Annotated in this window: 8 protein-coding genes; 7 read left to right on the top strand and 1 reads right to left on the bottom strand. The window is 59.9% G+C overall.

Annotated features, from left to right (window positions below):
* Positions 1-177: 177 nt before the first annotated feature.
* The 4 genes from J7557_RS16665 to J7557_RS16680 are packed head-to-tail and all read left to right on the top strand — an operon-like array spanning position 178 to position 6,137.
* A complete protein-coding gene (locus J7557_RS16665; protein ID WP_291421174.1) occupies positions 178-1,068 on the top strand; it encodes a carbohydrate ABC transporter permease in 891 nt (296 codons plus the stop codon).
* Positions 1,068-1,877: a carbohydrate ABC transporter permease gene (locus tag J7557_RS16670; RefSeq protein ID WP_291421175.1), complete on the top strand. Its 810-nt coding sequence runs from the start codon at positions 1,068-1,070 to the stop codon at positions 1,875-1,877. Before J7557_RS16665 ends, J7557_RS16670 begins: the two co-directional genes overlap by 1 nt.
* Entirely contained in the window at positions 1,874-5,068 is a 3,195-nt protein-coding gene (locus tag J7557_RS16675; RefSeq protein WP_291421176.1) for a glycoside hydrolase family 38 C-terminal domain-containing protein, read from the top strand. The genes J7557_RS16670 and J7557_RS16675 overlap by 4 nt, the downstream gene beginning before the upstream one ends.
* A gap of 10 nt (positions 5,069-5,078) precedes the next feature.
* A complete protein-coding gene (locus J7557_RS16680; RefSeq protein WP_291421177.1) occupies positions 5,079-6,137 on the top strand; it encodes an ABC transporter ATP-binding protein in 1,059 nt (352 codons plus the stop codon).
* 239 nt (positions 6,138-6,376) lie between these two features.
* Here the strand turns inward: J7557_RS16680 and murQ are convergent, their stop codons facing one another.
* Positions 6,377-7,309 carry an N-acetylmuramic acid 6-phosphate etherase gene (gene murQ / locus J7557_RS16685; protein ID WP_291421178.1) on the bottom strand — a complete coding sequence of 311 codons (933 nt, stop codon included), beginning with the start codon at positions 7,307-7,309 and terminating at the stop codon, positions 6,377-6,379.
* Positions 7,310-7,546: 237 nt separating this feature from the next.
* On the opposite strand from murQ, the gene J7557_RS16690 reads away from it, so the two are divergent.
* From J7557_RS16690 to J7557_RS16700, 3 genes are all read left to right on the top strand, one after another.
* On the top strand, positions 7,547-8,395 hold the full coding sequence (locus J7557_RS16690) for a MurR/RpiR family transcriptional regulator (RefSeq protein WP_291421179.1): 849 nt from the start codon (positions 7,547-7,549) through the stop codon (positions 8,393-8,395).
* 518 nt (positions 8,396-8,913) lie between these two features.
* Positions 8,914-9,978, top strand: coding sequence for an ABC transporter ATP-binding protein (locus J7557_RS16695; protein WP_291421180.1), 1,065 nt, complete (start codon positions 8,914-8,916; stop codon positions 9,976-9,978).
* Between the two features lie 47 nt (positions 9,979-10,025).
* Positions 10,026-11,267 carry an extracellular solute-binding protein gene (locus J7557_RS16700; protein ID WP_291421181.1) on the top strand — a complete coding sequence of 414 codons (1,242 nt, stop codon included), beginning with the start codon at positions 10,026-10,028 and terminating at the stop codon, positions 11,265-11,267.
* Positions 11,268-11,295 lie beyond the last annotated feature (28 nt).

An 11,295-nucleotide genomic window follows, 5' to 3' on the forward strand; every position in this document is an offset into this window, starting at 1 on the left:
GCGGCGCCCAAAGATGTCCTCCGGGTGCCGCCGTGACGGGTGTTTTTCTAACAATCTCCCGCGTCATTCCCGCGTAAGCGGGAATCTCATTCCCTAACGGAGATCCCCGCTTTTGCGGGGATGACACCGAGTTTCTGGAAGCGTGTTGGTCTACCGACCGCCCAAGCGAGAAAGCCCATGAGAAACCAGGCCAATCCTTGGCTGACCGGCAATCTCTTCGTCCTGGTGCTCGGCATGTTGCCGGCCATTATCCTGATCGGGGCGCTGCTTTATTTTACCGCCTGGGCCTTTGCCTTTTCCTTCACCGACCTGGCCCTGGTGGGCAAGAAGAGTGTCGAGTGGAGCTGGGTGGGGCTCGAAAATTTCGAGCGGCTGTTTACCCGGCGCGGCTTTCTTGAATCGCTCTGGACCACCGTCATCTTCGTGTTCTTCTCGGCCATTGTCGGCCAATCGGTGCTGGGCTTCCTGCTCGCCGCCGTCTTGCGCGGCACGCAATCGAGCATTCGCAGCGTGGTGGAAGTCTGCATCATGCTCGGCTGGCTGCTGCCAGATATCGTGGCGGCATTCCTCTGGTCGGCCACGACCAGCCAGACGGGCCTCATCAATCAGCTGATCGTCGTGCCGCTTGGCTTCCGGCCGATCAATTTCATCAATGAATATGCCCTGCCCATCGTCACCATCGCCAATATCTGGAAGGGCACGGCCTGGTCCTACCTGCTGTTCTCCGCTGCACTCGACTCGGTGTCGCGCGAAGTGGTGGAGGCGGCAAAGGTCGACGGGGCAACGCCGTTCCAGCGCATCTGGCTCGTGCAATTGCCGATCATCCGGCCGCATATCGCCACGAACATGCTCTTCATCACCATCTGGACCTTCACCTATTTCCCGCTGATTTTTGCCATGACCGGCGGCGGGCCGGGGCGGCAGACGGAAACCCTGGCGGTCTTCCTTTACAACCAGAGTTTTGCGCGCGGAAATCTGGGCTTCGGTTCGGCCATTTCGGTCGCCATGCTGGCCATTGTCGGTGTGCTCTCGCTCTTCTATCTGCGTCTTCTGCGGGAGCCTAAATAATGGAAAACCAACCCTCCCGCCTGACCGCGATTGCCCTCGCCTTCATGGCCGTCATCTGGGTGAGCCCGTTTTCTTGGCTGATCCTCAATGCCTTCAACCCTCTCTCGACCGGGCAGCTCGAAATTCCGAGGGCCTTTGGCTTTGATAATTTTGGGCTGGCGGTCAGCGGCAATGCCGGGCGGCAGTTCATCAACTCCTTCATCATCGCGGCGGGAACGGCGACGCTGTCGGTGGTCGTGGGCATCTCGGCAGCCTATCCGCTATCGCGGCTGCGCATTCCGGGGCGCAATGCACTGCTTTGGACGCTGGTGTTGTTGCGCATGCTGCCTTCGGCGGGCGTGCTGGTGCCGCTCTATTTTGCGGCGCAGCGCTCGGGGCTGCTCAACCAGCTCGGCGTCATCATTGCGCTGACCATCCTCAATCTGCCGTTCACGCTGCTGCTGCTCAAAAATTTCTTCGATACGGTGCCGATCGAACTTGAAGAAGCGGCCTATGTGGAAGGGGCGAGCCTTCTCCAGATTGTCACGAAAATCGTGTTGCCCATGTCGCGCGCCGGGATCGCGGTGGTCTGGTTCTTCAGCTTTACGGGTGCGTGGAACGAGTTCCTGCTGCCGCTGATCTTTGCGCGTGTGCAGGACGCTTTCCCGATGTCGGTGGGGCTCTACGCAGCCTTCGGGCAGCAGGGCGCCATCAACTACGGCTTCCTAACGGCCTTTTCCATTCTCTACGCTGCGCCGGCGGTCGGCGTGTATTTCTTGTTGCGGCGGAACATGAACACAGGGTTCGCCGGTGTCGGAGTCAAAGGATGACCTATTCCAATCCTCAATCTACCAAGCTTGGTCTTCTGGACGACGACCTCAAGATGGAAGGAAAACTCCTCCGTCTTTGCGCTGACCTCGAAAAGAAGATCCGCACGCCCATCGCCAATGTGCCGTTTCAGTGGCATGTACAGCGCGCCGACGGTTTTTCCGCTGCGGAGGCGCTGAAGGCGGACTGGAAGAACTGGGAAAAGTTTGGCCGCCACACGGTCTGGGCCAAGCATCAGGAACACACCTGGTTTGCCGCTGAAATCACCGTGCCCGAGGAAGCCAAGGGCAAGGTGTTTGTCGCGCATTTTACCAGCCAGTGGCAGGATCGGCCGGGTTCGACTGACCCGCAATGTCTGGCCTATCTCGACGGCAAGATTGCGCAGGCGCTGGATGGCAATCACACCGAGCTGGTGATCGAGCGCAATGCCAAGCCGGGCAACAAGCACGTCATTCTCGTCAATGCTTTTACATTCTTCGATCGGCCGCTGGTGGGCTTCGAAGTCGACTTCTTCATCCGCAATGAGCGGGCCGAAAAGCTCTATTATGATCTGCAGACGCCGCTCGATGTGGCGGTGCGGCTCTATCAGAATGATCCGCGGCGCCAGGCGATTCTGAACATTGTTGACCGCGCGCTGCGAGCGCTTGATCGCCGCGACGGGCATACGGATGCTTTTGAGGCTGGGCTGCCGGCAGCCGAAAAAATCGCCAAGGAGATCTATGATCTCGTCGATACCGAGGTGCAGCCGCAGATCACCGCGGTTGGCTCGACCCATCTCGACGTTGGTTGGCTCTGGCGCGTGATGCATACGCGCGACAAGACTGGCCGCAGCTTTGCCACGGTGCTCAACCTGATGGAGGAGTATCCGCAGTTCGTCTTCATGTACAACCAGTCGGTGCTCTTCGACTTTTTGAAGCAGGACTATCCCGAAATCTGGGAGCGTATGCTCAAGAAGGTCAAATCCGGGCAGTTCGAGATCGAAGGCGCCATGTGGGTGGAGCCGGACGTCAATATCGCCTCGGGTGAATCGCTGGTGCGCCAGATCATGCGTGGGCGAAAATTCCATATCGAGCATTTCAATGTGACGCCAAAGACGGTTTGGCTGCCGGACACGTTTGGCTATTCGGCCAATCTGCCGCAGATCATGGAGAAATCCGGGCTCGAATATTTTGTGACATCGAAGCTCTCTTGGAACGACACCGACCGGCATCCCTATGACACGTTCTTCTGGCGCGGCATCGACGGCACGGTGACCAAGGCGCAGCTCATTACCGCGCAGCGGTATGACAGCGAGCAGATTTTCACGACTTATAATGGCGATCTCTCGGTTTCCGAGACCATGGGTGCGTGGAAGCGCTATGAGCCCAAGGCGGCCTATAATGAAGTCGTCATGTCCTATGGCTATGGCGACGGCGGCGGCGGGCCGACCCGCGCCATGATCGAGCGCGGCACGCGTCTTGAACGCGGCATTCCGGGTGCGCCGAAGGTGAAGCTGGAGGGCATCGTTCCATTCCTCGATCGGCTGGGCAAGGCGATGGATGCCAACCCGGCGAAATTCCCGACCTGGAATGGCGAGCTCTATCTGCAGTACCATCGCGGTACGCTGACTTCGGTCGCCAAGAACAAGGCCAATAACCGCAATGCCGAGCGGCGGTTGCGCGAGCTGGAATTTTTGGGCGCCATGGCGCTGAGCCAGGCGGGACATGCCTATCCCTCTGAAACCCTTGCTGAATTCTGGGAACTGGTTCTTATAAACCAGTTCCACGACATCCTGCCGGGTACGTCCATTCCCGAGGTCTATGTCGATAGCGATTCCGAATATGGGAAGATTTTTTCGACCCTGACCTCGCAGAACGGGCCGTGGCATGCGGCGGCGCAGGCTTTTGCCAAGCCGGGTGCGGATCAGCTTCGCGTGCTCAATTTCACCAGCCAGAACCGGGGTGAACTGGTCAGTCTCGGCAATGTCGGCGCGGGCAATGGTCTAGCGACAGCTGGCGGCGTTGCGCCGGTGCAGAAGATCACGCGGGCTGATGGTTCGACGGAAAATGTTGCACCGATGGGCAATATCGCGGCCTTGGGCTGGACCGCGGCGCAGGTTGTGTCCTCCGCTCCCGCGGCAAAAAGCACGCTGTCGGTTTCCGAAAAGCATCTTGAGAACGAGTTGATCAAGGTCAGCTTCGACAAGGCGGGCGAAATCACTTCGGTCTTCGACAAGACGCGGCAGCGCGAAGTGCTGGCGCCGGGCGCGGCGGCCAACCGGCTTATTGCCTATGAAGACAAGCCGATGGAGTGGGACGCCTGGGATATCGATCGCTACTTTGAAGAGCAGTTTTGGCCGCTGGCCGATAGCTCGACGAAGATTTCGGTCGTCGAAACCGGTCCGCATCGTGCGGCGATCCGGGTTGAGCGCAAATACCAGAAGTCGCTGATCGTGCAGGTGATTTCGCTCGCTGCCGGTGCGCGGCAGGTGGAGTTCGATACCTTTATCGATTGGCAGGAGCGGCAGCAGGTCATCAAGGCGCAGTTCCCGTTCGATCTCAACATTTCCGAAATCCGTTCGGAAATTCAGTTCGGCCATGTGAAACGCCCGACCCATCGCAACACCACCTGGGATCGTGCGCGGTTCGAGGCTTCGATGCATCGCTGGGTCGATATTTCGGAAGCCGATTTCGGTGCCGCGCTGATCAATGACAGCAAGTATGCCTATGATTGCCATGAGCAATCGGTGCGGCTGACGCTGGTGCGCGGCTCGACCTTCCCGAGCCCGGATGCCGATCTTGGCGAACATCGCATCCGCTATGCGCTGTTTGTCCATGAAGGCGTGGCGGACTTGGCGCAGGTACATCGTGCGGCGGAACGCTTCAACAACCCGGTTGCCGTTATTGGCTCGACGTCTCCGCAGGCCCAGGCCAGCGGCAATTTCGAGCAGTTTAGCCTGGCGCAGGTGAGCGGGGATAACGTCACCATCGAGACGGTGAAGAAGGCCGAGAAATCGGACGACGTGGTGCTGCGCGTCTTCGAGCACGCCAATATTCGCGCGGAGGCGACGATCTCGTTTGGGGTGAAGGTCAAGAGCGTGCGGGCGGTCAACCTTATGGAAGAGGGTCCGAGCAAGCCATTGGCACTCAAGGACAATAAGCTGACCTTGAACCTGCGTCCGTTTGAAATCGTCACGCTGCTGGTAGAGATCTGAGGAGGCTCTCATGGCCGATGTCACGCTTCGACAAGTCCGAAAGTCCTATGGATCGCTTGAGGTGGTCCATGGGGTCGATCTCGACATCAAGAGCGGGGAGTTCGTTGTCTTCGTGGGGCCTTCGGGCTGCGGAAAATCGACGCTGCTGCGCATGATTGCCGGGCTCGAACCGATCTCGGGCGGCGACATTTCCATCGGCGGCAGGGTGGTCAATGACATACCCTCGCCGCAGCGTGGCATCGCCATGGTTTTCCAGTCCTATGCGCTTTATCCGCATATGAGCGTTTATGAGAACATGGCCTTTGGCCTCAAACTCATGAAGACGCCGAAAGAGGAAGTCGATCAACGGGTTAGGGAGGCGGCGCGCATCCTGCAGATTGAGCCCTATCTTGATCGCATGCCCAAGGCACTGTCCGGCGGGCAGCGCCAGCGCGTGGCGATCGGGCGGGCGATCGTGCGCAATCCAAAGGTGTTTTTGTTCGATGAGCCGTTGTCAAATCTCGACGCGGCTTTGCGGGCGCAGACGCGGGTGGAGATTGCCAAACTGCACGATACGCTTGATGCGACAATGATTTACGTGACGCACGATCAGGTCGAGGCGATGACGCTGGCGGATCGGATCGTGGTGCTCAATGCCGGGGTGATCGAGCAAGTGGGCACGCCGCTGGAGCTTTATCGCAACCCGGTGAATACGTTTGTGGCTGGGTTCATTGCCAGCCAGAGGATGAACTTTCTTCCGGTGACACCAGAGGCCGGCGGATTGCGGCTTCCGGGGAACAGACTGTTAGCATTGACCGGCACCGATCTGACGAAAGTGCGAACGATTGGGGCACGACCCGAGCATATGGAGCTGGCGAGCGCCGAGACGGCGCATTTGAGCGGCACCTTGGCCGTCATTGAACAGTTCGGCGAGTATGCGCTGGCCTATGTTGAGCTGCCGGATGGGGAGACGGTGACGGTGAAGCTCGATGGGGCGCCGGAGCTGGAATTGCATCAACAGATGCATATCGGGCTGCCGGCCGGCGACGTGCATTTGTTTGATGAGGCGGGGCGGGCGATCAGGAGCTGATCGCGGAGTTTGCGGCCCCACCCCACCCGGCCTCCTTACCTCAAATCACTCCACTGGAGTGATTTGCTCTGCGGGACGGCGCGGAGCCCATCAAGGGGAGGTGAAGGGACGGTGGTTTTGGCTAAATCTCTTCCAACCACCGCCTGTCATCCCGGCGAAGGCCGGGATCCATCTTGAGATCTCAGGATGGGCCCCGGCCTTCGCCGGGGTGACATCGAGGTTGGCGATGGGCTGAGGAATCAGCCCGCAGCGCGCGGCTGGATGCCGGCGGCGCGGCGGAGGAAGCCTTCGGACTTCTCCAAAGCAGCTTCGGCGGTCGGGCGGTCCATGCCGGTCAGGGCCATGAGGATGGCGAGTTTGACGTTGTCGTCGCTGGCGGCGAGGTAGCGTTCGGCCTCCTCGGTGGTGCAGTTGGCGACTTCGACGATGATGCGGATGGCGCGGGCCTCAAGCTTCTTGTTCGAGACCGAGAGGTCGACCATCAGGTTCTGATAGGTCTTGCCGATGCGGATCATGCTGGCCGTGGTCAGCATGTTCAGAACCAGTTTCTGCGCGGTGCCGGACTTCAGGCGGGTTGAGCCGGTAACGGCTTCGGGGCCGACGACGGGCGAGATGGCGATCTCGGCCTGGCGGGCGATGGTGCTGTCGGGGTTGCAGGACAGGGCAACCGTCGTGGCGCCGACCGACTTGGCGTAGTCGAGGCCGCCGATGACATAGGGGGTGCGGCCGGAAACGGCGATTCCGACGACGACGTCGCGGGCTTCGAGCTTTACGCGCTCAAGATCCTTGCGACCTTCCTCGGGGGAGTCTTCGGCGCCTTCGATGGGGTGGCGCAGGGCGTGATCGCCGCCGGCGATGAGGCCGACAACCATTTCGGGCGGCACGCCAAAGGTCGGCGGGCATTCGGAGGCGTCGAGCACGCCGAGGCGGCCGCTGGTGCCAGCGCCCATATAGATGAGGCGCCCGCCATGACGGAAGGCGTCGACGATCTTGTCGACGGCCTCGGTGATTTCAGGCAGAACCTTTTCGACGGCTTGCGGGACCTTGTTGTCTTCCCGATTCATGGCCGCGAGAACCTCGCGGGTGGTCATGAGATCGATCCCGACCGTATCGGGATTGCGAGCCTCGGAAACCAGCGTTTCCAGCTCCGCCATCAGAGCGCTTTTTGCCATGGGTAGTCCCCTCTGTTCGGCCAAAATGCTAGAAGCGAATATTCCGCTTGTCAATGAAATGCGGAATAGAATATTCCTTTTCGTGTGAGGTGCCTTTTGCCTCTGCACTGCGTCCGGTTGCGGCGAGCCGGAATTCTGGCCCACCGGAGTTTTGATGGCGCAGTGGGTGGAACGGAACCTGAGATGGATTGACCGGCATCGACTTTCGGGAGATGTCGTTTCCTGGGGGTATGAGCCATGTCCATCCTGAAGATTATCGGCGCCAAGATCGATTCCATGACCCAGGCGGATCGCCAGATCGCCCGGTTCATTCTTGATCACCCCGAGGAAATGCTGGCCATGTCTTCCGCGGCTTTGGCCGAGGCGACCGGGCGCAGCCAGTCGAGCGTCGTCAAATTCAGCCAGAAGCTCGGCTATGAGGGCTATCAGCAGCTCAAGCTCGATGTGAACAAGGCTAAGGCGCAGGAATTCCATGCGCCGGCGGGGGTCATTCACGGCACGATCGACGCCAGCGACAGCTATATGACCATCCTGCAAAAGCTCATCGGCTCGAAACTGCTCTCGATGCGCGAGACGTCGGCGGTCAATACCGAAGCGACGATCGATTCAGCGCTCGATGCACTGATGTCGGCGCGGCGGATACAGCTTGCCGGGGTTGGCGCATCGTCGCTGGTGGCGCGGGATTTTTCCTACAAGCTCTTAAAGCTCGGGCGGACGGTGCTGGTCGATAGCGACAGCCATATCCAGATTTCCAATGCTTCGGCGCTGAACGACCAGGATCTGATCATTGCGCTCTCCCATTCGGGGCGGAGCATGGAAACGCTACGGATTGCCGAGCTGGCGAAGAAGCGCGGGGCGACGCTGCTGTCGGTGACCGGGTTGCAGCCCAATCCGCTGCTCGATATTGCCGATATCAGCCTCTTTACGGTGGCGGATGAGGAGCGGGTGCGCTCTTCGGCGATCACCTCGCGCGATGCGCAACTGATGCTGACGGATATGCTGTTCATCCTGCTGCTGCGGCGGCAGGCGGATGCTTATGACTATATCCACCGCAGCGAGGCGGCGGTGACGGTGTTGAAGGCTTAGCGGCGGGCGCAAGTCTTGTGACAGTGTGAGTAATCCTCCGCGTCATTCCCGCGAAAGCGGGAATCCCGGTGGTTGAAACAGAGATTCCCGCTTTCGCGGGAATGACGCCGAGTGGGTTGGGGCGAGAGCGCCACACTCGGGTGATGGCGCTCTGTCGCTTCCGTCGTCACCACCGGGCTTGTTCCGGCAATCCAGCGATTTCACGACATCCCATGGACCACCGGGACAAGCCCGGTGGTGACGGTGGTGGGTGGATCGCGCCCTTAGGCCTCCGCAGTGATTGCTGCCCCCTCACCCGCCCTACCCACCTGCCATTCGAGCGCAGCTCTCATGGCCTTCTCACTTCAAATTACTCCACCGGAGCGATTTGCCCTGCGGGACAGTCCGAAGCCTTACCGAAATATGACCTGTCACATGCTTGATGTAATTTTCTATTCTTGACAGCCAAGAATTTTGGAATTTAGTATTCCATACAAGGTGCTCATGAGGGGGCATCGAGGGAATAGCGGAGAGGCATCTTGGCTCGACTATCGCTGCGCGGCATCAAGAAGCGCTTCAAGACCACCGATGTGCTCCATGGCATCGATCTCGAAATCGGGGATCGCGAATTCGTCGTCTTCGTCGGGCCTTCGGGTTGCGGCAAGTCGACCCTGTTGCGCCTGATTGCCGGGCTCGATCCGATTTCGGATGGCGATTTCTTCCTCAACGACCAGCGCATGAACGATGTGGCGCCCTCCCGGCGCGGCATTGCCATGGTGTTCCAGTCCTATGCTCTTTATCCGCATATGGACGTCTACGAGAACATGGCCTTTGGCGCCCGGCTGATGGGGCTGAGCAAGGACGAAGTTGAAAAGCGCATTGCCGATGCGGCGCGGATGTTGCGGCTCGATGCGCTCTTGAAGCGCAAGCCGCGCGAGCTTTCGGGTGGCCAGCGCCAGCGCGTCGCCATCGGCCGGGCACTGGTGCGCAAGCCCGATGTGTTCCTGCTTGATGAGCCGCTGTCCAACTTGGATGCGGCGCTGCGCTCTGATGTCCGTCTCGAAATTGCAAAGCTGCACCGCGATATCGGCGGCACGATGATCTATGTGACCCATGATCAGGTGGAAGCCATGACGCTGGCCGACAAGATCGTGGTGATGAATTCAGGCCGCATCGAGCAGGTCGGTTCGCCGCGCGAACTCTATGAAACCCCGGCCAATACGTTTGTCGCGACCTTTATCGGTTCGCCGCGCATGACGCTGGTGGATGTGGCGCGGGATGGTGATCGGCTGGGCGTTGCCAATGGCGGTTCGGTCGCGACCGGCGCCCTGCCCGAGATAAAGAACCTGAAACTCGGGCTGCGGCCGGACGCCGTAAAACTGCATCGTGGCCAGAACAGCGAGGGGCTCGCGGCCACGGTCGTCTATACCGAATACCTGGGTGACAACGCCTATGTTTATGCGCGCCTTGCCGACGGCACGCTGCTCTCGGCACGCACGACCCCCAATGATCTCTTTGCGCCCGATGAGACTGTGACCGTAACGGTCGAGCCGGGATCAGCGCATTACTTTTCCGCCGAGGATGGCCGGCGGCTGACCCCATAAAGGGGCGGGACAAACTATCCAGACGTTTTCAAGGGAAGGGAACACACATGAAAACCAATCTGATCCGCATCGGCGCCGCACTCAGCGCCGTGCTCGTCGCAGCCCCGGCTTTTGCCCAGGACCTGACGTTCTGGAGCTGGCGCCAGGAAGACCGCGCTGCCTACGAAACGTTTATCGATACGTTCGAGGCAGCCAATCCCGGCATCACCGTCAAATTCGAGACGTTTGAAGCGGCGAATTACAACACCATTCTATCGACCGCTCTCGCCGGTGGCGTTGGCCCCGACGTGATGATGGTGCGCGCCTATGGCGGCCTCGAAAACGTCGCTGCCGCCGGCTATCTCGAAGAGCTGACCACGGCAAGCGTTCCGGCCCTGGCCAACTTTGCAGCGCCCGCAATCGCTGCCGAAAGCGTGCGCGCCGATGGCAAGCTCTATGCCGTGCCATTCGCCAGCCAGACCCAGCTCGTGATCTATAACAAGGCCCTGTTCGACGCCAACGGCATTGCCGAACCGCAGACCTGGGACGAGCTGAAGGCTGCGGCCCAAAAACTCAAGGATGCTGGCGTCATCCCCTTTGCCAACGGCACCGCGACCGCATGGCAGAACGAAACCGTCACCTTCGGCCTCGGCTCCTCGCTGATGGGCAAGGATTTTTATGACGCGCTGATGGCTGGTGAAGCTGACTTCACCGATGCCCGTTTCACCGGTGCGCTGGGTGAAATCGCTGATGTTGCCGCCGAATATTTCCCGGATGGCTTTATCGGCCTCGACTATCCCTCGGCCCAGCAGCTCTTCTCTTCGGGCATGGCCGGCATGTTCATCGGCGGTTCCTATGAACTGGCGACGTTCAAGACGCAGAACCCGGATATCGAACTCGGCGTGTTTGCCGCTCCCGGCAAGACGGCGGAAGACGCAAAGCTCGTTGGCCTCTATTTCGACGGCGGCTATGCAGCCAATGCCGCCGGCGCCAACAAGGAAGCGTCGGTGAAATTCCTGAATTACCTCGCGAGCAAGGAATTCGGCCAGGCTTTTGCCAATACGCTCAACAACATCTCGACCATTCCGGGAGTCACCTTCGACAACCCGCTGCTTGCTGAAGTCAACGACCTCAACAAGTCGTCGATCCCCTACCTGATGCTCGCCCACTTCCGTTATGGCGAACCCTCGGGCTCGGTGCTGATCCAGGGCGAAATGCAGAAGCTGTTTGCCGGCGAAACGACGCCGGAAGCGATTGGCGAAGCCCTGACCACGGGCCTTGCCGCCTGGTACGAGCCGTTCAAGAAGTAAGGCGGATCTCCCTCCGCCGGAGGGTGGG

It is taken from the genome of Devosia sp. (assembly GCF_017744655.1).
Taxonomy (GTDB): Bacteria; Pseudomonadota; Alphaproteobacteria; order Rhizobiales; family Devosiaceae; genus Devosia.

What these genes read in the sequence shown, in the direction of transcription:
- J7557_RS16665 (WP_291421174.1), top strand. Translation starts at nt 178, where the DNA reads ATGAGAAACCAGGCCAATCCTTGGCTGACCGGCAATCTCTTCGTCCTG.
- J7557_RS16670 (WP_291421175.1), top strand. Translation starts at nt 1,068, where the DNA reads ATGGAAAACCAACCCTCCCGCCTGACCGCGATTGCCCTCGCCTTCATG.
- J7557_RS16675 (WP_291421176.1), top strand. Translation starts at nt 1,874, where the DNA reads ATGACCTATTCCAATCCTCAATCTACCAAGCTTGGTCTTCTGGACGAC.
- J7557_RS16680 (WP_291421177.1), top strand. Translation starts at nt 5,079, where the DNA reads ATGGCCGATGTCACGCTTCGACAAGTCCGAAAGTCCTATGGATCGCTT.
- murQ (WP_291421178.1), bottom strand. Translation starts at nt 7,309, where the DNA reads ATGGCAAAAAGCGCTCTGATGGCGGAGCTGGAAACGCTGGTTTCCGAG.
- J7557_RS16690 (WP_291421179.1), top strand. Translation starts at nt 7,547, where the DNA reads ATGTCCATCCTGAAGATTATCGGCGCCAAGATCGATTCCATGACCCAG.
- J7557_RS16700 (WP_291421181.1), top strand. Translation starts at nt 10,026, where the DNA reads ATGAAAACCAATCTGATCCGCATCGGCGCCGCACTCAGCGCCGTGCTC.